Origin of the sequence: Streptomyces sp. NPDC097617 (assembly GCF_044761485.1) — a bacterium.
Classification (GTDB): domain Bacteria; phylum Actinomycetota; class Actinomycetes; order Streptomycetales; family Streptomycetaceae; genus Streptomyces.
Genome location: NZ_JBIWCL010000002.1, coordinates 182,542 through 204,528, shown reverse-complemented (window position 1 = coordinate 204,528; position 21,987 = coordinate 182,542). Strand labels below are relative to the sequence as shown.

Sequence of the window (21,987 nt, the reverse complement as noted above, 5' to 3'; positions counted from 1 at the left end):
GCCGATCGGTGGATCAGCCGTGCCCGAGACCGGCATCCCGGGCGAGCACGATGGCCTGCGAGCGATCGGCCACGCCGAGCTTGCCGAATATCACCGAGACGCGGTTGCTGACGGTCTTCGACGCGAGTACGAGTTCGCGGGCGATGGTGCCGTTCGACTTACCCGCGGCGATGCGTTCCAGAACATCCCTTTCCCGGTTGGTCAGTTGCGGGAACGGATAGTAATACTGCTGTCCGGACGTCGCGCGCATAAGGGCGCCGAGCCGCCCGGCAATCGATTTGTCGATGATGGCCTCGCCTGCCGCCACGGCCTGGATCCCCCGCAGGATCTGGTCCGCGTCGGCCCGTTTGAACAGGTACCCCCGGGCGCCCGCCTGGAGCGCCGAGGTGATGGCCTGATCGTCGTCCACGGCGCTGAAGACGAGGATGCCCGTGCCGGGCCATAATCGCAGAACCTCGGGAATGACCTTTGCTCCGGCCGATCCGTCCATCTGCGGGTCGAGTACGAGGACACCGGGCCGGCAGCGGCACATTTCCTCGATCACCTCGTCCGCCGTCGCGGCCTCACCGACGACCGAAATGCCACCGGACCGTTCGAGAACGGAACGCACACCGTGGCGAATTGCGGGTTGGGCGTCGGCGAGGACGACGGAAACCGAGGTGGGGACTCGGTGGACGACCGGGAAGTCCTGGTCGGGACGGAGCGGCGCACCCTCTCTTCGTGGATCGGCATGTGGCGAGAGTGGCCAGATTAATCTCATGGTGTTCGTTTTCTGGTTCATTCGTACCTTCCCCCCACTTGATCGTGCCAGGCGGTCCATGCTGACCTGCCGGTACCCAGAATGGTCCAGAGGTCCAGCCCACCGCAACGGTGAGGAGTATGGGAAGAAGTACGATAGTTATGTCTGTGAGGGCATCACTATTCGCCCGTTATTCCATGGCTTCGCACATGCATCGACAATTCGAAATCGAGCCGTGTCACGCACCCACTGATCCGACCACTCCGACATCCTGTGCGCGACGTAGGATCGCCTCCCGGTCGCGCCAGTGGGCCCAGAATGCTCCGGTGTATCCGAGCCCGCCCAGACTGGTCAGGAAGGGATTGTCCGCGTAGTTGTTGTCGTGCTCGCTGGAGCCCGCCAGCGTCGGCAGCATCACCCGGTGGTGGTCCGCGGGATCGACGAGCTCCCACAGGAGATCGACGGAGCGGCTCCAGCGCCCGGCGGGATCGGCGAGCGTGTCGGTGCCCTCCAGCAGATCCGGCGAGAAGTAGCAGACCAGCCGGAAGTTGCCCGACGCGTCGAACATGAACTGCCGCTCGTACTCCACCGGCCCCGAACACTGCGACTGGGGCTTCAGGACGATCGGCTCGGTGGCCGTATTGGACTGCAGGCCCGCCACCGTGCGTACCCCGTCGCACCGCGCGGCCATCTCGATGCCCATCGGGGTGTGCGGGAAGAGCCGCAGCCCCAGCGAGAACCCGGTCACGGTCGCATCCAGTGCCATGAACGCGTCTACGCATTCGCGCATGGTCCGCGGGGTCTCGCCCGGCATTCCGAAGAGCGCCTCGACCATGGTCAGCATGCCGTTGGCGTGGCAGAGTCGGACCAGCCGCTCGGTGTCGGCGAAGGTGTAGTAGGTGGTGCCCTTCTGCGTGACCTTCCAGCCGCTCAGCATGTCGCCCCGGACATGGTCCGAGCCGACGTTCACCCCTCGGCAGCCCGCCGCGGCGAGCAGCTCGGCGAACTCCTCGTCGAAGGGCGCGGGTTGGCAGTAGACCCACAGCCGCAACGCGTTCAGCGGGTTCCCGGCGTCGGAGTGCTTGCGCCGGACGATCTCGCGCAGCAGGTTCTTGGCGTGGGATATGGACAGGTTGAACTCACTGTCGGTGGTGTGCTGGTCGAGCACGCCCTGCGAGGCCAGCGACTGCATTTCGTCGACGACCGCGGCCACATCCCGCCGGCCCGTCCGGATGCCCTTGGCGTCCGGCTCCACACAGTGCGAACAGCGGTAGGTGCAGCCGTTCTTGGTGAGGATCCCGGCCAGCCCGCCGCGCTGGTAGTACAGCAGGTTGTCCACCTTGTGCGGCTCGCCGGAGCGGCGGACGTACATTCCGGAGCGGTCCACCTGCCAGGTCCGGTCCTCGAACTGCCCGGCGGGCAGCGGCGCCGCCGCCATACGGCCCGACAGGGTCAGCGCCGGCGGCGGCACCCGGGTCACCCCTTCCGGCGTATTGCGGATGAGCCCGCTGACCGTGTCCGTGCCACGCCCGGTGACCAGCGCGTCGGCGAGGTCGCAGATGATCTGCTCGCCCGGTCCCTTGACGCCGAAATCGATGCCGAAGTAGTCGACGAGCGCGAAGGGCATGGAGGAGAAGCCGATACCGCCGCCGACGATCGGCGCGTCGGTCAGCCGCCTGATCTCGGTGATGATCTCCTTGTGCTCGCCGACGAAAGGGCGCTGTTCGAAGGCGTAGACGGTGTCGGTATTGCGGACGGTGACACCGACGAGGACGGGACTGTGCGTCCCGAAGTACTCGGAGAGGCAGGACTTCCAGTCCTCCCGGTGGAACGTGAGGTCGACCACCTCGACCTCGAAGTCGGCGGCCTCCAACGAGGTCGTGAGCACATCGAGCGCATAGGGTGCGATCGGTGGGTGCACCTTGTTGGGATTGACCAAAAGCACCAGGCCTCGGCCCATCGAAATTTCTCCCCCCTGGCCTGCACGCAGGCGAAATTGCGTTATCTGACGATGCCGAGGCAGATCCCGAACTCGGGCTTCCCGCCCAGCAGATAGGCGCCGGCCGACTGGAGAATGCGGTCCTGGGCGGTGGCGTGCTGGCACATCGTGGTGGTGTCGCGCATCCAGCGGTCCATCGGCGACGACTGGTGGATCGACCAGGTCTGGAGCAGGTCGCAGAGCCGGGCCACGATCGACCGTGAGGTGCGGAAGGCGTGCACCCAGGCGATCGGGGACGCGGCGCGCTCCTCGGGAGTGAGGTCGTCCAGGGTGCCCCCGGCGGCCAGCACCTCCCACTGGCGGTGCTGGCTCCCGTACACACCGCTGCGGGTGGCGAGGAAGTCCGCCTCGCACTCGGCGAGCAGGACCTGGGCCCGGAAGTGGTCCTTCCAGGCCACCCCGGTCATCCGGTCGACCCGGGTCCGGGCGATCTCCCGCGCGTGGTCCAGGGCGGCCCGGGCCACCCCGAGCGCCACCCCGCACATGCTGCGGGTGAACGCGTCCGGCTGGGCGAGCGGGCCGGGCCGGCCGCGTACCTTCCCGAAGCTGTACGTGTGCTCCTCGGGGACGAAGACGTCGACCATCGTGTAGTCGCAGCTCCCGGTGCCGCGCATCCCCATGGTGTGCCAGTTGTCGATGACCTCCACCTGCGCCCGGGGCACCAGGAACTGCCGCGACTCGTGCGGATTGCTGCCGTCCGGGCTCGCGTACGGCCTGCCGTCCTCGAAGACGAACGCGCCCGAGGTCACCCAGTCGCAATGGGTGATCCCACTGCCGAACGACCAGCGGCCCGAGAGCCGGAAACCACCGGGAACCCGCTCGGCGTGCCCGGTCGGCTGCAGCAGCCCCGCCATGATCGTGTCGGGGGTCGGGAAGATCTCCTTGGCCACCCTCTCGTCGAGGAAGGCACTGAAGACGCCGCTGCTCGCCCCCATCACCGTGCACCAGGCCGCGGAGGCGTCCCCGTGCGCCAGCGTCTCGACGACGCGGGTCTGCTCCATCGTGGTCAGCGCCAGGCCGCCCAGCTCACGGCCGAAGGCCATCCGGAAGACGCCGGCGTTCCGCAACAGGTCCACCACGTCGGCCGGCAGCCGCCGTGCCTCCTCGATCTCCGCCGACCGCTGCCGCAGCAGCGGCGCCAGCTCCTTCGCACGGGCCAGCAGCTCCGCCGCGGTGGCGGGCACCTCGGCTCCCGGGGTCCGGGTCATGGTCATGTGATCGCCCTTCACTTGGCCCTACTTGACGATGCCGAGGCTCATCCGGAACTTGGGCGGCCGGCCCAGCAGGTAGGCGCCACCGGATTCGAGGATCAGGTCCGACGCGGCGACGTGCTGGCACATGGTCGCGGTGTCCCGCATCCAGCGGTCCATCGGCGAGGACCGGTTGATCGACCAGGCCTGCAGCAGGTCGTAGAGCCGGCTCACGATGGCCCGCGAGGTACGGAAGGCATGCACCCAGGCCAGCGAGGACGCGGCCCGCTCGGTGGCGGTGAGATCGTCCAGCGTGCCCCCGCCGGCCAGGACGTCCCAGTGCCGCTGCGAGCTGCTGTAGACACCACTGCGGGCGGCGTTGAACTCCGCCTCGCACTCGGCGAGGGCGACCTGCACGCGGAAGGTGTCCGCCCACACCGTGTTGGTCATCCTGTCCACCCGGGTGAGCGCGGTCTCCCGGGCATGGTCCAGGGCGGCCCGGGCCACCCCCAGCGGTACCGCGCACAGGCTGCGCATGAAGGAGTCCGGCTGGGCGATGGGGGAGTCGGTGCGGCCCCGCACCTTGTAGAAGGTGTAGGTGTGCTCCTCGGGCACGAACACATCGGTGATGGTGTAGTCGCTGCTCCCGCTGCCGCACAGGCCGGTGGTGTCCCAGTTCCCGACGACCCCCACCTCGTGGGCCGGCACCAGGAACTGGCGCGACGCGTGGGAGTTGCTGCCGTCCGGGCTCGCCCAGGGCTCACCGTCCTGGTAGATGAAGGCCCCGGAGGTCACCCAGTCGGCGTGGGTGATCCCGCTGCCGAACGACCACCGGCCGGTCAGCCGAAAGCCACCGGGCACCCGCTCCGCGTGTCCGGCCGGCGCGATCAGCCCGGCGGTGATCATGTCCAGGCTCGGGAACACCTCCTTGACCACTGCGGGGTCCAGGAAGTTGCTGATCGCCCCGGTCATCGCCCCGATCGCGGCGCACCAGGCGGCCGAGGCGTCCCCGTGGGCGAGGGTCTCCACGACCTCGGCCTGCTGCATCGACGTCAGCTCGGGACCGCCCCACTCGGGCCCGAAGCACATCCGGAACACGCCGGTCTCGCGCAGCATGTCCACGACGTCCGACGGGAGTTGCCGGGCCTGCTCGATCTCCGCCGAACGCTCCCGCAACCGCGGGGCCAGTGCCTTGGCCCGCTCCAGGATCTCTGCCGCGGTGGTGGGTGCTTCGGTGCCCGGGTTCCGGGTCGTGCTCATGCGTTCCCCCTCGGGTGACGGTGTGATGCGTCCTGTGTGACCTGTGCGTCCTGCGCCTGTCCGGATGCGCTGCGCCGCCGCTGCGCGGAGGCGGTCATTCGTCCACGTCGAGCAGCCCGGCCGGCATCTCGAACGGCGCGTCCGGATCCGGCGGCCCGATCGGTACGGCGTCCAGCTCGACCAGCGCCTCGGCCGCGTCCAGCCGGTCGAGGCAGGTCCGGGTGTCGTCGGCCTCGCACACGACGAAGGAGTGCCGTGCCAGGTAGCCGCCCGGCGGCAGCCGCAAGGTGGTGCCCGGCTCGGCCATCGGCGCGGCGGTCACCAGACCCGGCGCCCCGCTCGGTACGCGCACCGAGCGCAGCAGGCAGTCCCGCCGCGGGTAGCCGAACCGGATACCGGCCACCGCACGCCGGGTGGGCCTGGTGTCGGGCCGCTGCCCGGTGGCCACGTCGAAGAGCACCTCACCGGGCTCGATGCCGGTGGCGGTCCTGCCGAGGAAGGGGATCAGGTCCCCGCCGAGGCGGCCGTTGATCTCGATGATGAGGGGCCCGCGGTCGGTGAGCCGCAGCTCGCTGTGGGTGATGCCGTCCTCGATGCCGAGCGCCCGGTGGGCGCGGGCCAGGGTGCTCAGCAGCTCCTGGTCCGCCATCAGCGGGTCGGCCGCGTCGACCAGGTGCCCGACCTCCTCGAAGTAGGGCTGGTCGCTGCTGTGCTTGCGGGCCAGGAACATCGGCAGGTACTCGCCCTTGTGGACGGCGCCGTCGACGCTGATCTCCGGTCCGGGTGCGTAGCCCTCCACCATGGCGCTCGCGCGGTACGGCCCGGGATCGACCTCGCTCGCGGACAGGGCGATCCGGAACGCCGCCTCCACCTCGCCCGCGTCAGCCGCGAACACGACACCGATGCTCGCGCCCATCGCCCGGGGCTTGACCACCACCGGGTAGCCGATCCGCTCGGCCGCCGCCCTGGCCTGCCGGGCCGTGGTGGTCAGCTCGAAGCCCGGCTGGTAGAGGCCCGCCGCGGTGAGTTCGGCCCGGGTGCGCCGCTTGTCACGGCAGCCGCGCACACCCGGTACGGACAGCCCCGGCACCCCGAACTCGGCGGCGAGCAGACCGGCGTCCAGAACGAGCGGCTCGTCCCAGCACATCAGCCCGGTGATCCGGCGCCGGGCGGCCACCTCGCGGGCCGCCGCGCCCATCGCCGCGGAGTCGAAGACGTTGGCGACGATGATCTCGTCGAAGTACTCGCGCTGCCAGGTGGGCTTCAGGTTGTTCAGCAGCACCATGTCCAGGCCGGCCGCCCGGGCGCGCCGGCGGATCGGCGCGATCAGGTACTCCCGGTAGACCTTCAGTCCGCTGCCGATGACCAGCAGGGTGCCCTTGCCGGTACTCATCACGGGCTCCCGGTGGCGCTGGTGGCGCTGGTGGTGGCGGTGGCCGGGGTGGTGTCGGTGTCTGCGCGGCGGGTGAGGAGGTCGGTGAGGATGTCGTGGGAGCGGTGGGCGAGGACGCTGATGAGGGAGTCGGCGATGCCGTGGGTTTCTTCGTTGACGCCTTGGAGGTAGACGGCTCCCCAGGCGGATTCGCCGAGGTCGACGCGGTAGTTGCGGCTGACGGTGATCTCGTCGAGGCCGACCCGTGCGGCGAGTTCCCGTACGAGGGCGGGCTTGCGCGAGTCGAAGCCGGTGCCCAGCACCACCAGGTCGCACCGGAGCGGCTCGATCTTGCCGCTCAACCGGTCCCGCAGGTCGAGGACGACCTCCCCGCCCTCGGTCCGGGCTCCCGCGACCTCGGTCATCGCGCGCACCTCGGAGCGCTGCGGCCCCACCATCTTCTGGCGGTACAGCATGGTGTAGAGCTCGTCGAGGAACGGCGGGGCCAGCCCCGCGTAGTTCGTGAAGCGCATCTCGTCCAGGAGTTGCGAGCGGACCTCGGCCGGGCTGTCGTAGAACTCGTCCACGAAGGACGGGAAGAACAGCTCGTTGACGAACTTGCTGGACTGGTAGTTCTGCAGCCCGATCGAGCGCACCACCATGGTGATGTGACTGGCCGGCAGGTTCTCGTGCAGCGCGAAGAACATCTCCGCGGCGCTCTGCGCACCCCCCACGACCACGACCCGGACGGGCTGGTCCTTGGGTATCTGCGTGATCCGGGTGCGGTACTGGGCGCTGTGGATCAGCCGGTCCCCGGGCAGGGCGGCGAACACCTCGGGGATGCGCGGGTCGCGGCCGCCGCCGATGACGAGGTCGCGGCAGCGGATCGTATCGCCGTCGGTGAGCCGGACGCTCCAGCCGGACAGGGTGCCGTCGGCCGCGTGGACGGGGTCGACCCGGGCGGCGCGGGCGTCGTAGCGGATCCTTACGCGTTCGAGTGAGGCGGCGACCCATTGGAGGTAGTCGGAGAACTCCCAGCGGAAGGGGTGGAAGGTCCCCAGATTCACGAACGCGTCCAACCGCCCTTGCGCATGCAGGAAGTTGAGGAAGGAGAACCTGCTGCTCGGATTGCGCAGCGTGACCAGGTCCTTCAGGAAGGAGACCTGGCTGCGTGCCCAGGGCATCAGCAGATCGCGCTGCCACTTGATGTCCGGCCCCTGCTCCAGCAGTAGTGTGCCGTCGGCCAACGCGTCCGATCCGGACTCCTCGATGGCCACCGCCAACGCCAGATTCGCCGGACCCGCACCGATCGCCAGCACACCGACTTCCCGCTCAGTCACTCTTCCCCCTCGATGTCGATTCGGACCATGCCGGCGGCGGCCTCGGCCCGCCGGAGCGCCTCGGTCGAGCTGTCCGCGGTGGCCATGACGATGCCCGCCCGGTGCCAGGAGTGGCGCAGTTCCGCGACCGGGTGCCCCGGCCCCACGGTGACCGCGGCCAGGAAGACGCCCTCCGCCTGCCGGGCCTCCTCGACCCCGTGCACGGCGCTCACCCGGCCCGGTGCGGCCGCGAGGAACCGCACAGCCGCGCCGCCCTTCGCGCTCCGGGGCAGCTCGGCCGGCAGCCCCTCGCCCTTCAGTACCGCGTAGTAGCTGCGCAACAGCTCGACCGGATAGGCCAGTTGGATGGTGTCGAGGATGCCGCCGCCGGGCACCCGGCCCGCGCACTCCACGAGGTACGGGAGCCCGTCCGAGACGATCCACTCGCCGTGGACGAACCCGTCGCGGAAGCCCACGGCCCCGACCAGGAGTTCGGTCCGCTCCACGAGCAACCGTGCGAGGGCATCGGGTATGTCGGCCGGCACGGTGTGGGTCAGCTCCACCGGGTGGGGCCCGGGGAACAGCTGCTTGCCCGTGACGTTGACGAACAGTGCGGCGCCGTCCCGCACGAGCATCTCGACGCTGTACTCGGGCCCCTCGACGTACTCCTCGGCCAGCATGGACAGCTCCATGGGCCGGTCGGGTACGAAGATGCCCTCGTCCTGCACGAGGCAGTCCGCCCAGGCCTGTTCGACCTCGGCCGCATTCTGGATCACCCGGGTGCCCACCGATGCCTGACGGTTCGCCGGCTTGAGCACGACGGGCCCCGACCGGCCGCGCAGGAAGTCCCGTACATCGTCCGGACCCCGTACGGGGACACTCGCCGGGTTCGCAATGCCGACGGCCGCGCTCACCCTGCGCAGCAGGGACTTGTCGCGCAGGATCTGCGCGGCGCCGAGGCCGGCGCCCGGCAGACCGTAGCGCTCGGCCAGCCGGGCGGCGAACGGCGTCGCGTACTCGATGGCGGGGACGACCGCGGCCGGGTCGAGGTCGGGGTGGGCGTTGAAGAACTCGTCGGCCTTCCCCGCGAGGTGGTACTCCCACTCGATGAGACCCCGGACGAACGCCACCCCCTCGATCTGGCCGCGCACCCCGCGCTTGCGGACGACGTCCGGCTCCTCCACGTAGATCACCGAGTCGTCCGGCTGGAACGCCCCGATCGCGGCGAGCGTGACCCCGACGAACCCGACCACCAGGACCGGGCGGGACAGGTGTACCAGGTGCACCGGGTGGACCGCTCCGGGCCCCGGCCGGCCGGTCACGAGGCACCCCCGACGACTTCCGGCTTTCCGGCCGAGTCCGCCTGCGGGCCGGTGACGGCGACCGGTTCCGGCGGTTGTCTCACACCCGCCAGAGCGAGCAGTCCGGCGACGGCGGTCAGCACACCGCACAGCAGCCAGAAGCCGCTGCCGAGCTCGGTCCAGAGCCATACGCCGAACAGCGGTGCGAGGGCGCCGGCGGCGCCGCCCACCGCCTGCATCGTGCCGATGTAGCGGGCCTTCACCGCCTGGGGGAAGGTCGCCGGGTGGGCGAACATGCTCGGCGCGGCGATCATGATCCCCGCCACGACCAGCACCGCACCCGCGATGGTGAACGCACCGGACCGGGAGGAGAGTCCGTAGACGGCGAGGCCGAGGGCCTCCACCAGGTGGCCGGTGATGACGCGGACGTGTTTGGGCAGTCGGCTGAGGTAGGCGGTGATCTTGAGTTCGCACGTGATGAGCACGACGGACGACACCGTGAGCACCGTGCTGTAGAAGCTGGTCGGGTAGTGGTCGGCGGCGAGCTCGAGCGGCAGGGCGATATGTCCCTGGGCGTAGGTGAGCGAGCCGAGCAGCACGGCGGCCAGGTAGTACAGGTACTTCCGGTCGCGCAGCATCGCGGCGTACCCCGAGGCCGGGCGCCCGGCCGCCGGAACTGCTGCGCCGGAGGGTTCCTTCGCATCCTCGGTGCCGGTGCCGGTGCCGGTGCCGGTGCCGGTGCCGGTGCCAGCCTCGGCGCCGGCCCCGGTCCCCTCCTGGACGGCCTTGCGCGGCAGCAGCGCGAACGCCAGCAAGGCGTAGACCAGCGCGGTGCCTCCGTCGATCCAGAACAGCAGGTCCCAGTCGACCAGGATCACTACCGCGGCGATCAGCGGCGCCAGGGCCGCACCGATGTTCAGCGCGATGCGCATCATCGAGAACGCCATGACCTGGTACCGGTCCGGCATCAGGTCGCTCAGCATCACCGCGGCCGCCGGCCGGTAGGCCTGGGTGAACAGGCCCGCCAGCCCGACGACGACGAGCAGCGGCCACAGCGCGCCCGGCCCGCTCAGCCAGGAGATCGCCGCCACCAGCGGGGCCGAGCCCGCCATCGCCGTCACGATCGTGGCCCGGGGGCCGAACCGCTGAGTGAACTCACCGCCCAGCATCGTGCCGAAGATCGACCCGGCGCTGTAGGCGACGAGGGCCAGACCCGCGGCGGCGACCGGCATTCCGCGGAAGGTCAGGTACAGCACGAGGAACGTCTGGACGAAGGCGCCGAGCTGGTTGATCAGCACGCCGCCGAGGAGATAGCGCACCGGCGTCGGGGTCGCCTTCAGTGCCTCGAACACACCGATCGGAGTGTCCTCCTCCGTCTTCTTCATGCCGCTCCCTTCATCAAGGCATCGACGATCCGCCCCGCGACGAGCGGAGCCTGACTGAAACCGGAGCCGCCGCAGGCCGCCCGGGACCACACGGCGGGACCCACCCGGGCCAGAACCGCGCCACCGGTGTCCGCGGCGGTCGCGTAGTGGCACTCCTTCACCGCAGCCACGGCGTAGCGCTCCAGGCCGCACAGCGGGGCCGCTGCGGCCAGTCGCTCCACCCAGGGCGCCTGGTCCTCCGCCGCACCGTCCGCGGTGCCGCTCACTTCCCGGGACACGGCGTCGGAACTGATCTTCAGCAGCGCGCCGCCACCCGGGGGCATCACCCAGGCCCGCCCGTCCGCGCCGAGCCCGCCCGCGGCGGGCGCCGTCCCCCACCATCGCGCCGCGTCCGCGGGCGGCCGCAGGTAGACCATGGTCTGGCGGTGCAGTACCACCGGGTGCCCGACCAGGTCCCGGGTCCACGGACCTGCCGCGACCAGCACCAGGTCGGCGCCGAGCTTCTCGCCGCCGCCCAGCAGGACGTGCGCCGAGTCCACGTCGATCCCGGCGACCGGGCTGTACGGCCGCACCGTCACCGCGGGATGCGCGGTCAGCCACCGGACCGCGGCCCGCAGCACCCGGTCCGCCAGCAGCACCCCGCCGTCGGCCTCCAGCACCGCTGCGGATCCGGCGGGCCACCGCAGGTGCGGCAGGTGCTCCGGGTCCACCGTCCGTAAGGGCACACCCGCGGCGGCGGCCGCCTCGGTCACCGGTGCCACCTGCTCCTGGGGCAGGGCCGTGACCACTCCCACGCGGCGGTAGAAGCCGGCGCCCAGCAGGGTCTCCAGCTCCAGCCACCGCCGGTGGGCGGCGACCATCTGCCCGGTGGCGTCCGCGTCGTCCGCGCTGAGGGTACGGATGACCCGGTGGTGGTCGGACGAGCTCGACTGCGGATTGGGTACCGGGCCCCGGTCCAGCACGGTCACGCGGTGGCCGGCCAGCGCGCATTCCACCGCGGTCAGCAGCCCCGTGACACCCGCTCCGACGACGATCACCCGGCGGGATCCGGCCGCCGCCCTCACGGCCCCGTCTCCGCCAGCCTCGGCAGCCGTACGGGCGTGACCCGCACGGCATCCGACCGGGCGGGGACCGAGCGGTCCGGCAGGGCCTCCTCGGCCAGATCGATCAGCACCGGGCCCGCGCAGCGCAGGAACACCTCCACCTCGTGGCAGAAGTCGCCCGCGTCCGAGGGACCCACCTCCCACCGGTCGAGCCGCGCCAGTTGCTCGGACAGGGTGAAGGCCACCGAGGTCAGGCTGAACCGGCGCACGTCGTAGGCGGCGGAGAATCGTTCCAGCATGAGCCCGGCCGCCGCCCGGGACCGCTCGGACACCGGCAGCGGCCCCCGGTCCGTCCACGCGGCGACCTTGTCGGCCACCCGGTTCCAGGGCCGCACGAGCCGGGTACTGGTCACGTGCTCCAGGGCCGCGCGGTTGAAGTTGGTGCGCTGGAAGTCCGGTCCGGTCGCGGCGAGATAGAACCGGATGAGGTCCCTCGGCACCTCGGCGGCCAGTTCCCGCCCCGTGACGACATGGCCGCGGCTGGTGGAGAATTTGTCGTGGTCCAGCTCGTAGAACTCGTTGGTGACGAAGTGCTCGGGCAGCGTGTAGCCGCCCAACGCCAGCAGCATCGCCGCCCCGACCACCGCGAAGGCGAAACCGGCGTCGGAGCCGAAGAAGTACGCCACCTGCGTACCGGCATCGGAGAACCACAGCTCGTCGTCGGCGGCGAGCACCGCCCCACGCTGCTCGGCCGCGAGGGCGGTGCAGTGCATGCTCCAGGCGATGGTCTCGGCATCCGCGTAGATCACCTGCCCGGCGACCTCCGGGAACGGCGCGGGGATGCCCCAGGAGATCGGCAGGGTGAGGGGATAGTCCGGGAGCGGCCGGGACAGGATCTCCTCGATCATCTGTGCCAGGCGCGGCCGCATCCTCGCACCGAGCCGGGCGAAGTACGCGACGAGCTCATCGCGGTGGTCCTCCAGCGGGAGCACCAGAACCTGCTGCTCCCGCAGTTCGACCGGATCGTCGGGGTCCAGGGTCGAGCGCGGTGCGATCAGGTCGGCGGAGGCGATCCAGTGCCCGCAGTTCTCGCACAGGCCGGCGCAGCCGTCGGCGAGGCACACCGGGCAGCCACCGCGTACGTAGGCGTCGGTGAGGTACTCGCCGGTGCGCGGGGAGTACGGGAACCTGACGCTCTGGAGGCGGAGCTTGCCCCCGCTGTGCAGGCGTTCGAAGAAGTGCCGGACCGTCTTCACGTACCGGTCGCCGAACCGGACAAAGCCGTCCGGCTCGATACCGACGGCCGCGAGCGTCCGCTCGACCTGCGCGGCAGAACGGACGCGCAGGTCCTCGGGCGGGACACCCAGCCTGCGGGCGGTGGTCACGATGTAGTTCTGCGTGAAGTGCACACCCGTGCCGAACAGCACGTCCTGCCCGGCGGAACGTGCGTACCTCGCACAGACGTCCGCGGCGAGGAAGGGGCCGGCCAGGTGGCCCAGGTGCAGGTCGCCGTTCGCGGTCGGGCCGGGCGCGATCACCAACGTCCGCTTCATGACGGACTCCCGGTGGCGCTGGTGGCGCTGGTGGTGGCGGTGGCCGGGGTGGTGTCGGTGTCTGCGCGGCGGGTGAGGAGGTCGGTGAGGATGTCGTGGGAGCGGTGGGCGAGGACGCTGATGAGGGAGTCGGCGATGCCGTGGGTTTCTTCGTTGACGCCTTGGAGGTAGACGGCTCCCCAGGCGGATTCGTCGAGGTCGACGCGGTAGTTGCGGCTGACGGTGATCTCGTCGAGGCCGACCCGTGCGGCGAGTTCCCGTACGAGGGCGGGCTTGCGCGAGTCGAAGCCGGTGCCCAGCACCACCAGGTCGCACCGGAGCGGCTCGATCTTGCCGCTCAACCGGTCCCGCAGGTCGAGCACCACTTCATCGCCGTCGAGGCGGGCTCCCACCACCTCGGTCATGGCCCGGACCGAGGACCGCTGGGGGCCGAGCGCCTTCTCCCGGTAGATCATCGTGTAGAGCTCTTCGAGGAACGGCGGCGCGACTCCGGCGTAGTTCGTGAAGCGCATCTCGTCGAGGAGCTGGGTCCGGACCTCGGCCGGGCTGTCGTAGAACTCGTCCACGAAGGACGGGAAGAACAGCTCGTTGACGAACTTGCTGGACTGGTAGTTCTGCAGTCCCATCGACCGGACCACCATCGTCACCCGGCTCGACGGAAGGTTCTCGCGCAGGGCGAAGAACATCTCCGCGGCGCTCTGCGCACCACCGATCACCACGGCCCGGACGGGCTCGTCCTTCGGTATCCGGGTGATCCGGGACCGGTACTGGGCGCTGTGGACCAGGCGATCCGCGGGGAGACCCGAGAGGACCTCGGGCACCCGGGGATCGCGGCCGCCGCCGATGACGAGGTCGCGGCAGCGGATCGTATCGCCGTCCGTGAGCCGTACGTCCCAGCCGGACAGGGTGCCGTCGGCCGCGTGGACGGGGTCGACCCGGGCGGCGCGGGCGTCGTAGCGGATCCTTACGCGTTCGAGTGAGGCGGCGACCCATTGGAGGTAGTCGGAGAACTCCCAGCGGAAGGGGTGGAAGGTCCCCAGATTCACGAACGCGTCCAACCGCCCCTGGGAATGAAGGAAGTTGAGGAAGGAGAACCTGCTGCTCGGATTGCGCAGCGTGACCAGGTCCTTCAGGAAGGAGACCTGGCTGCGCGCCCAGGGCATCAGCAGATCGCGCTGCCATTTGATGTCCGGGCTCTGTTCCAGCAGAAGCGTGCCGTCGGCCAATTCCGTCGATCCGGACTCCTCGATGGCCACCGCCAACGCCAGATTCGCCGGACCCGCACCGATCGCCAGCACAGCAACCTCCCGATCAGCCACACTTCCCCCTCGATCACAGAGATCCGACTCGCGGACAGGCAGTAGCGAGGCTAGATTTCCGCCGTTCCCGATCGATAGGGGAATTTGTCCCGCCGACTGGGGAATCTCGGGCGGGGAGCGGCACGGGATCGGGGAAGCGGTCGGGGCGCGCCGCTCGTCGCCCGTTGCTCGCTGGTCGCCGGGGCCGATACGTCCATACGGAGGGCGCGGCGCCACCTCTTCGAGGGAACCGGGCGGCCCTACCCAGGCCGAGAGGCCCTCAGCTGCCGAAGGAAAGGGGGACGGCCCCGCTCGGGTCCGTGCGGTGCTCCGGCGCCGTTGTGCGGTTACAAGGAGAAGTCACGTGTCGCGTGTTCTGAAGAGTGCGGGTCTCGCTCTGGTGCTGGGCCTGGCGGTCATCGGCGGTGCGTCGTCGGCGTCCGCGGACGCCACCGCGGAGGGCATCGCGGCCGGCTCGCCCGGTGTTCTCTCGGGCAACCTGATCCAGATCCCGATTCACGTTCCGATCAACCTGTGTGGTAACAGCATCAACGTGATCGGCCTGCTCAACCCGACTGCCGGCAACACCTGCATCAACGCCTGAGGCTCGTGAATCGCGGTCCGTCCCGGTCGGAGGCTCGAACGGGGCGGACCCGCACGCGGCGCACCGCCCTCAGGGCAGGGTGCGTACGTACGTACGTACGTACGTGCTGGTCGCGCAGTTCGTAGCGGGCGGCGAGCACGCCGGTTCGCCCGTCGCCACCTTCCCGGCCAGGTCGGGCTCGGCCCGGACCGCGGCGGCGACCGCTCCGCACGGTTGATGCGCGAGGATGCGCACGAGCGGTATGCGCAGCTCCAGAACCCCATACGCGATGCTCCCGAGTACGGCCTCGTGAATCGACGCTGCCCAGCACGATCGCGACGGGTTGCCGAACCGCTCGGGGGCAGTCCTGAGGGAAGCGCGAAGTTCTCGGCATGCGGGCAGCGGGGGAGTGGCCTCGCGGGCGGCCCGCCGGGCGGCCAGGCGCCGCGTCGCGGTCTGTGCGCCCGATGCCATGCGGGCGGCTTCCACCCCGAGCGCCTCCTCGCCCTTCCCGGTCAGGCGGTAGTACCGGCGGAGCCGGCCCCGCTGGGCCTCTTCGCGGTCCGCCTCGATGACTCCCTCGGCCGCCAGCCGCTCCAGTGCCCCTTAGAGCGTCCCGATCCGCAGCCGTACCTGCCCGTCGCCGACCCCGTAGGGCCATCGGCAATTCGGCCGACCCGTACCCGCGTGCGAGGCTGATCCGACACCCGGGAGGAGATCACACGATGCACACGCCGAGCCGGCCCGAAGACCTCGAACACCCCGAACTGCTGTGGGCCAGGGCGGTGACCATGGCCATGGTCGACACCGCGTGTTCGACCGGTACCGAGTTCGCCCTCGACGACGACGGCCTGTGGTGCCATTCCACGGGCGCCGGCGGCTGGTGGCGCCTGACCGTACTGGACGGGGGACACGCGGTGTTCTGCGGGCAGGACCCCGACGGCAGCCACACCCATGTCGGCGGCGAGCAGATCGACTTCCTCGCGGGCGGCCCCGACTGGCTGCCCTGGGAGCTTCTGCGGGACGACGCCGCCGGCAACCTCTTCGGCTTCGTCTACTGGTGGGAGGGCGGCGCCTGGCACCGGATCCCCTACCCGGACGAGGTGCGGGAGGACGGGCTGGACGGGGCGGCGGCCTGGGTCGGCCCGGACGAGGAGGAGTACCTCGGACTGACCGTCTCCTCGTTCGACGTGCCGCACGTGGTGGAGCGGAGCCTGACCGAGGCCGTCGCCCGGTTCGGGGCGCTCGCGCGGGAACGCAAGGTCGACGCCGCCGCCGTCGCTGCCCTGCTGGCGGCGGCGCCCACCGAAGGCCGTCCGGCGCCGCGCCTCGATGCCGCCCTCGACCTCGCCACCCGCGCGGGCATCCTGGCGTAGCTGCAAGTTCTATCAGGGCAAGGTGTACTGCGAGCACAAGCCCGACAAGCCGAAGCCCGGCCCGGACCCCGCCCCGGGTCCTGTGGACCGGGAGAACCCGGACCGGGTGGTCGTTCCCCACCCGGACGGGTTCGGCGTGGAATTCGAAATCTGAGCGTCCGCCCTCCGCCCCGCCGCCCGCCGCACCGCATGTGCGGCGGGCTCGTTCACTGTTCGGCTCCGCGCGGCTCGGCTACTTGAGTGCGGAGAACGCCCTGGTGAAGGCCAGCGGCTGCTGGAGAATCGAACTGCACGTCGCGTCGGCGTAGTTGACGGCCCCGGCCGCGCACTGCTTGTCGCGCGTGGAGGACCACATGGCCAGTCGGCCGATCCCCTTCGATGCCGCGAACTCCACGAGCTGCGTCGCGTCCGCCACCGTGAAGATCTCGCTCGCGACATCGTTCACGCCGATCATCGGCGTGACGGCCACGGCCTTCCACGCCGCCGCGTCGGAGAGTCCGAGGACGCCCTTGATCTGTGCCTGCGTGGCCGTCGCGGCCTGGATCGCGTACTGCCCCATGTCCCCGCTGTACGCCGGCCCGTAGTCCATCGCCATGATGTTGACGGCGTCGACCCGCACGCCGTTCTTCTTCGCGTCGGCCAGCAGCGCCACGCCCGGCTGGGTCAGGCCCTCGGGCATCACCGGCAGCGTGAAGGCGACGTCCAGGCCCGGGTGGGACTTCTGCAGCCGGGCGATGGCCTGCGCGCGGCGGGCGTTGGCCGCGGTGTCCGGCAGGGCCGCGCCCTCGATGTCGAAGTCGACCTTGGTGAGCCGGTACTGGTCGACGACCTTCCCGTACGCGGCGGCCAGCTCGTCCACCGTGGCGCAGTTCAGGGCCAGTTCGTGACCGGCTGCTCCGCCGAAGGACACCCGTACGTCGCCGCCCTTGGCGCGCAGCGCACCGATCTGGGTGGCGACCTTGTCGTTCGCGAGGTCCGTCACGCCGCCCCACAGCGGCGCGCAGCCGCCGCCGGAGGTGATGAAGGCGAGGTGGAACTCCTTGACGCCCGTCTTCGTCGCGGTGTCGAGCAGGTCGTAGGCGGGGTACAGCGAGGTGTCCACGTACGGGGCGAAGCGCGCGCCGCCGCCCCCGGGCGCGGGGGTGGGGGTGGGGACGGTCGCCGTGGGGGAGGGCGCCTTGGTCCCGGTCGGGGCGGCCGAGGTGACGGGCGCGGTCGGCGCCGGGCTCGCGGTGACGGTGGGCCGGGCGGTGGGGCGCCCGCTGGGCTGGGCCGTGGCGCCCTGGTCCACGGAGCACTTCACCCCGTTGATCAGACACCCGGTGGGATCGCCGGGGGTGCCCGACCCGCTGGCGACGAAGCCGACGGTGACGGAGGCCCCGGCGGCCAACTGCGCGTTCCAGGCGGCGGGCTTCACGGTGACGCGGCGACCGGAGACGGTGTGGGTGCCGTTCCACAGCGAGTCGATTTTCGTGCCGGCCGGCAGGTCGAACTGGAGGGTCCAGTCCGACTGCGCCTGGCCGGTGCTGTTGGTGATCACGTACTGGCCGGTGTAACCGCCGCTCCAGGAGCTGGACTTCGTGTACACGGCGCCGACGGCGGTCGCCTGCGCGGTCCCGGTGAAAGCGAACGCCACCCCACCGATCACCGCCGCGGACACGATCGCGCCCGTGACTTTCGCCGTACGACTCGTCCTGCGCCGGTGCCCGATTGTGCTGCCCATCGCGTGCCTGCCTCTGTGTTACTGGGGAGTTGGGGATCCGGCAGCAGGCTAGCCGCACCGAAACGGACATTCGTTCGTTTCGATGCACACCCGATGACTCTTAGGTTCCGCTTAAGGCGGCGGTAAGGAGGGGCTACGGAACGGTCGGCGGACTCAGCCGTGCGTCGCGTCGATGACGCAGAAGCGGTTGCCCTCGGGATCGGCCAGCACCACGAAGTCCGGGTCCTGCGGATAGGAGTCCCAGTCGACGTGCCGCGCGCCCAGGGACACCAGCCGTGCCACCTCCGCCCGCTGCTCCGCCGCATCCGCCGCGTACAGGTCGAGGTGGACGCGCGGGCGTTCCTGAACGGGCGTGACGCTGCGACCGAGCGCCAGACCCGGTCCGCCCCCGTCCGCCGGGACCAGGACGGTCCACTCCTCGTCCACCTCGCCGTCGCGGGGTACGTACCCGAGCGCCCGGCTCCAGAAGTCCGCGGCCCGCCGTACGTCGGTGGCGCCCATGACAATCGTTCCGATGGTCAGCATGATCAGATTCTGGCGAACCCGGCGCCGCTCGCGCCTACGAAGTCGTGAGCCGCTCGATCGCCACCATCGCCGCGTCGTCGTCCAGGCTGTTGCCGGCCGCGTGCGCGAGCAGGTCCGCGCACACCCGGTCCAGCAGCGCCTGCGGCGGCAGGCCCGACCATGCGGTCACCCGCTCCGCCAGGGGGTAGAAGGTGCCCGCGCCGTCGCGTGCCTCCAGGACGCCGTCCGTGTAGAGCAGCAGGACGTCACCCTCGGCGAACGCGAAGGTCTGCGCGGTGACGACAGAGGTCACGAGCCCGGCGAGCCCCAGCGGCGGCGCCGGCCGGGACACCTCCAGCTGGACGGCTTCGCCCGCACGCAGCACGAGCAGCGGTGGCGGATGGCCGCAGCTGACGAGGTGCAGGACGGGCTCGGAGTCGGGGATGTCCAGGACGGCGGCGGTCACGAAGCTCTCGCCCTGGTCCCCGGCGCCGTCCAGGTCCGTGGTGACCGCCGCCTCCAGGTAGTTCACCAGGCCCGGCAGCCCCGCCTCCTGGTGGGCGGAGGCCCGGAAGGCGCCCAGTACGAGCGCGGCGTCCCCGACCGCCTCCAGCCCCTTGCCCCGGACATCACCGATGATGAGACGCGTGCCCGTGGTCGTACGGGCAGCTGCGTACAGGTCGCCGCCGATCTGGGCCTCGGCCGCGGCGGCCAGGTAGACGGAGGCGACGCTCAGCGGCCCGATGCGGTCGGGCAGCGGCCGCAGGACCACCTCCTGGGCGGTCTCCGCCACCGAGCGGAGTTGTGTCAGTTCCTTCTCGTGCACCTCGCGCAGGTGGGCGAAGAAGGTCACGATGACGGAGATCATCACGAGCGCGATGATCTGGAAGGTGTGGTTCAGGTCGGTCACGCTGGTGCTCGCCACCGCGATCACCACCTGGGCCAGTACGGCGACCAGCCCCACCAGGCCCGTCATCCGCGGCCCCGCGAACGACGCGGTGACGGCCGGCGCGGCGACCAGGAACGGTCCGAGATGCACGGCCGGAGGAGCGAGCAGGTCGACCACCGTGACCAGGGCGATCAGCGCGAACGGGACCGCCAGCTGCGCATGGCTCACCGCCGGGTACCGGTGGTGACGTGGGAGCGAGGGCCGGAGTTCCATCCCTCCTGCATACACCGCCGGGCGATCCGGCACCCCGAGGCCAGGCCGTCGGAGCCCCACCGGAACCGGACAGGCTCCGGGCCGTTCTCCTTCGGATCGGACCGGGCATGATCCGCAGGAGACGGCCCGGAGCGGCCCGGAGCCTGTCCGGAACGGCCTGCGGGCTGCCCCGGGACCCGGACTAGGGACGGCGGCGGGGCTTGCCGCTCTTGCCGCCCTTGGGGCCGCCGGAACCACCGCGGGGGTTCTTGGCTCCCGGCTTGCCGGACGCGGACCGGACGGATCCGCCCTTGCCACCGGCTCCCGGCTTCCGCTGCGCGCTGCCGGCGCCACCGCTGCCGGCTCCGGCACCCGTTTCGGGGCGCTTGCGCTTCGTCTTGGGCTGCGGCGGGGTCGGCGTCCGGCCCCGCGTGCTGTTCACGGTCCGGCCGCGGACGATCCCGATGAACTCCTCCACCAGGTCGGTGGTCTCCTCCTGCGGCCAGGACAGCGCCACCCGCGAGGCCGGCGCGTCCGAGACCGGCCGGTAGGTCAGGTCCTTGCGGTGGTGCAGACGGGCGAGCGACTGCGGGACGACGAGTACGCCCACCCCTGCCGCCACCAGCTCGATCGCGTCCGCCGTCGTCTCGGGGCGCTCGATCGCGGGCTTGCCCGGCAGCTGCTCCCACTCCAGGGTGTCGTCGAGGGGGTGGAACACGATCTCGTCGGCGAGATCCTCGGTGGACACCTCGTCCGCCGCGGCCACGAGGTGATCCTTGGGGACCACGACCACCGTGGTCTCGGTGTAGAGGGGGATCGCGCTGAGGTCCGTACGGTCCACCGGCAGCCGCACGAAGCCGGCGTCGGCACCACCCGCCCGCAGCACGCCGAACGCCTCGGTCGGGGACACCGCGACCAGGGTCAGCGGGACGTCGGGCAGCCGCTCGTTCCAGATACGCACCCATTTGCTGGGTGTCACCCCGGGGACATAAGCGAGCCGGAACGAATGGGGTACTTCCGAGCCTGTCACCCCGCAAGGTTACCGGTCGTGGTCGGAGGTAGCGCACACGCTCGATACTCTTGACACCATGACGTCGCACCAGAACACCCAGACGATGAAGCCCGCGACCGCGGCGAAGAAGCTGGGCGTGTACCTCGAGGCCACCCCCGCAGAGTTCCAGGAGGGTGTCGTCTCGCGCAGCGAATTGAGTGCGCTCCAGGCCGATCCGCCCCAGTGGCTGCAGGAGCTGCGCGCCAACGGTCCGCACCCCCGACCGGTGGTGGCCGCCAAGCTCGGCGTGTCCATCGCGGGCCTCGCCCGCGGCGGGGTCACCGAGCCCCTCACCACGGAGCAGATCGAAGCGCTGAAGCAGGAGGGCCCCGAGTGGCTCCAGCGCGAGCGCTCCACCCAGGCCGAGGTCCGCAAGGAGACGGTCCGCATCAAGGAGAAGAACGCGGAGCGTGCCGAGAAGGACCGCGAACAGAGCTCCTGACCCGGGACTCCACCTCCCGCCGGGCCCGGCTTCCCCATGGGGGAGCCGGGCCCGGCGGCTTCCCGGCGCCCCTACGCCCCGCCGGGTCAGTCGTACGCCCCGCCGGGTCAGACACCGTGCCGCCGGGTGAGTCGGCCGTCCCGCCGCCCGCCAGCAGCCGCACCGCCCGGTCGAGCCGGACCTGCCTGGTCTCCGGTGTGAGCGCCTGGAGCAGCGGCAGGATCACCAGGTAGCGCCCGGTCCGGTCGAGCTCCTCGAACGCCTTGCGGGCCTCCGGGTGCGTAGCGAACGCCGCCGCGAGATCGGGTGGCACCTCCGCCGTCTTCTGCGACTCGTAGGCGTGGGTCCACCGGCCGTCCGCCTGCGCCCTGCGCACCTCGGCGAGCCCCGGCTCGCGCATCCGCCCCGCGGCCGTCAGCTCCGCGACCTTGTCCACGTTCACCTGCGACCACAGGCTCTTGGGTCGACGCGGCACGTACTTCTGCAGGTAGTACCGCTCGTCGAGGGCGCGCCGCTGCCCGGAGATCCAGCCGTAGCACAGCCCGATGTCGACCAGCTCGCCGTCGGTGACCGAGGCGATGCCGGACTTCTTCTTGGCCAGCTTGATCCACACGCCCTCCTGGCGCGTGTGGTGCTCGGCCAGCCAGCGCTCGAACGCCTCCGCGTCCACGAAGCCGATGATTTCCACCCCGCCCAGTTCCGCCATAC

20 protein-coding genes and 2 pseudogenes are annotated in these 21,987 nt (G+C 70.9%); 4 read left to right on the top strand and 18 right to left on the bottom strand.

Annotated elements, in window-relative coordinates; all coding sequences use genetic code 11:
- Positions 1-13 precede the first annotated feature (13 nt).
- The 11 genes from ACIQZO_RS04225 to ACIQZO_RS04175 all read right to left on the bottom strand — a co-directional run bounded on the left by ACIQZO_RS04225 (position 14) and on the right by ACIQZO_RS04175 (position 14,459).
- Positions 14-781, bottom strand: coding sequence for a response regulator (locus ACIQZO_RS04225; protein WP_403619815.1), 768 nt, complete (start codon positions 779-781; stop codon positions 14-16).
- 196 nt (positions 782-977) lie between these two features.
- Positions 978-2,699: a tryptophan 2-C-methyltransferase gene (gene tsrT / locus ACIQZO_RS04220; RefSeq protein ID WP_403619812.1), complete on the bottom strand. Its 1,722-nt coding sequence runs from the start codon at positions 2,697-2,699 to the stop codon at positions 978-980.
- 41 nt (positions 2,700-2,740) lie between these two features.
- On the bottom strand, positions 2,741-3,952 hold the full coding sequence (locus ACIQZO_RS04215; protein WP_403619809.1) for an acyl-CoA dehydrogenase family protein: 1,212 nt from the start codon (positions 3,950-3,952) through the stop codon (positions 2,741-2,743).
- Between the two features lie 21 nt (positions 3,953-3,973).
- Entirely contained in the window at positions 3,974-5,188 is a 1,215-nt protein-coding gene (locus ACIQZO_RS04210; RefSeq protein ID WP_403619806.1) for an acyl-CoA dehydrogenase family protein, read from the bottom strand.
- Between the two features lie 94 nt (positions 5,189-5,282).
- Complete coding sequence (locus ACIQZO_RS04205) at positions 5,283-6,581, bottom strand: ATP-grasp domain-containing protein (RefSeq protein WP_403619803.1); 1,299 nt, start codon at positions 6,579-6,581, stop codon at positions 5,283-5,285.
- On the bottom strand, positions 6,581-7,900 hold the full coding sequence (locus ACIQZO_RS04200; RefSeq protein ID WP_403619800.1) for a lysine N(6)-hydroxylase/L-ornithine N(5)-oxygenase family protein: 1,320 nt from the start codon (positions 7,898-7,900) through the stop codon (positions 6,581-6,583). Before ACIQZO_RS04200 ends, ACIQZO_RS04205 begins: the two co-directional genes overlap by 1 nt.
- Complete coding sequence (locus tag ACIQZO_RS04195; protein WP_403619797.1) at positions 7,897-9,165, bottom strand: ATP-grasp domain-containing protein; 1,269 nt, start codon at positions 9,163-9,165, stop codon at positions 7,897-7,899. Before ACIQZO_RS04195 ends, ACIQZO_RS04200 begins: the two co-directional genes overlap by 4 nt.
- Positions 9,166-9,197: 32 nt before the next feature.
- Positions 9,198-10,565 carry an MFS transporter gene (locus ACIQZO_RS04190; protein ID WP_403619794.1) on the bottom strand — a complete coding sequence of 456 codons (1,368 nt, stop codon included), beginning with the start codon at positions 10,563-10,565 and terminating at the stop codon, positions 9,198-9,200.
- Positions 10,562-11,629: an NAD(P)/FAD-dependent oxidoreductase gene (locus ACIQZO_RS04185; protein WP_403619791.1), complete on the bottom strand. Its 1,068-nt coding sequence runs from the start codon at positions 11,627-11,629 to the stop codon at positions 10,562-10,564. The genes ACIQZO_RS04190 and ACIQZO_RS04185 overlap by 4 nt, the downstream gene beginning before the upstream one ends.
- Positions 11,626-13,161, bottom strand: a complete 1,536-nt coding sequence (locus ACIQZO_RS04180) for a class I tRNA ligase family protein (RefSeq protein WP_403619788.1) — start codon at positions 13,159-13,161, stop codon at positions 11,626-11,628. Before ACIQZO_RS04180 ends, ACIQZO_RS04185 begins: the two co-directional genes overlap by 4 nt.
- Entirely contained in the window at positions 13,158-14,459 is a 1,302-nt protein-coding gene (locus ACIQZO_RS04175; RefSeq protein ID WP_403619785.1) for a lysine N(6)-hydroxylase/L-ornithine N(5)-oxygenase family protein, read from the bottom strand. The genes ACIQZO_RS04180 and ACIQZO_RS04175 overlap by 4 nt, the downstream gene beginning before the upstream one ends.
- 364 nt (positions 14,460-14,823) lie before the next feature.
- On the opposite strand from ACIQZO_RS04175, the gene ACIQZO_RS04170 reads away from it, so the two are divergent.
- Entirely contained in the window at positions 14,824-15,063 is a 240-nt protein-coding gene (locus tag ACIQZO_RS04170; protein ID WP_403619783.1) for a chaplin, read from the top strand.
- A 177-nt stretch (positions 15,064-15,240) separates the two neighbouring features.
- On the opposite strand, the pseudogene ACIQZO_RS04165 reads toward ACIQZO_RS04170, so the two are convergent.
- Together ACIQZO_RS04165 and ACIQZO_RS04160 are read right to left on the bottom strand one after the other, a co-directional pair.
- Positions 15,241-15,357: pseudogene (locus tag ACIQZO_RS04165) on the bottom strand (carbonic anhydrase); the annotation flags it as partial.
- Between the two features lie 189 nt (positions 15,358-15,546).
- Positions 15,547-15,633, bottom strand: a pseudogene (locus ACIQZO_RS04160) (PadR family transcriptional regulator); the annotation flags it as partial.
- Positions 15,634-15,767: 134 nt separating this feature from the next.
- Here ACIQZO_RS04160 and ACIQZO_RS04155 point away from each other — a divergent pair.
- A complete protein-coding gene (locus tag ACIQZO_RS04155) occupies positions 15,768-16,418 on the top strand; it encodes a hypothetical protein (protein WP_403619780.1) in 651 nt (216 codons plus the stop codon).
- 22 nt (positions 16,419-16,440) lie between these two features.
- Positions 16,441-16,572 (top strand): hypothetical protein, encoded by a 132-nt coding sequence (locus ACIQZO_RS04150; RefSeq protein ID WP_403619777.1) that lies wholly within the window; start codon positions 16,441-16,443, stop codon positions 16,570-16,572.
- Between the two features lie 78 nt (positions 16,573-16,650).
- Here ACIQZO_RS04150 and ACIQZO_RS04145 read toward each other — a convergent pair whose 3' ends face one another.
- The 4 genes from ACIQZO_RS04145 to ACIQZO_RS04130 form a co-directional block, all read right to left on the bottom strand.
- A complete protein-coding gene (locus tag ACIQZO_RS04145) occupies positions 16,651-18,141 on the bottom strand; it encodes a cellulose binding domain-containing protein (protein WP_403619773.1) in 1,491 nt (496 codons plus the stop codon).
- Between the two features lie 153 nt (positions 18,142-18,294).
- A complete protein-coding gene (locus ACIQZO_RS04140; protein WP_403619770.1) occupies positions 18,295-18,666 on the bottom strand; it encodes a VOC family protein in 372 nt (123 codons plus the stop codon).
- Between the two features lie 34 nt (positions 18,667-18,700).
- Positions 18,701-19,807 (bottom strand): PP2C family protein-serine/threonine phosphatase, encoded by a 1,107-nt coding sequence (locus ACIQZO_RS04135; RefSeq protein ID WP_403619767.1) that lies wholly within the window; start codon positions 19,805-19,807, stop codon positions 18,701-18,703.
- 181 nt (positions 19,808-19,988) lie between these two features.
- Positions 19,989-20,816 (bottom strand): LysR substrate-binding domain-containing protein, encoded by an 828-nt coding sequence (locus ACIQZO_RS04130; RefSeq protein ID WP_403619764.1) that lies wholly within the window; start codon positions 20,814-20,816, stop codon positions 19,989-19,991.
- A gap of 58 nt (positions 20,817-20,874) precedes the next feature.
- Here ACIQZO_RS04130 and ACIQZO_RS04125 point away from each other — a divergent pair, with 58 nt between their 5' ends.
- Positions 20,875-21,279 (top strand): DUF5997 family protein, encoded by a 405-nt coding sequence (locus tag ACIQZO_RS04125; RefSeq protein ID WP_403619761.1) that lies wholly within the window; start codon positions 20,875-20,877, stop codon positions 21,277-21,279.
- Here ACIQZO_RS04125 and ACIQZO_RS04120 read toward each other — a convergent pair.
- Complete coding sequence (locus ACIQZO_RS04120) at positions 21,227-21,985, bottom strand: YdeI family protein (RefSeq protein ID WP_403619758.1); 759 nt, start codon at positions 21,983-21,985, stop codon at positions 21,227-21,229. The two genes, ACIQZO_RS04125 and ACIQZO_RS04120, sit on opposite strands and share 53 nt — an antisense overlap.
- Positions 21,986-21,987: the final 2 nt, after the last annotated feature.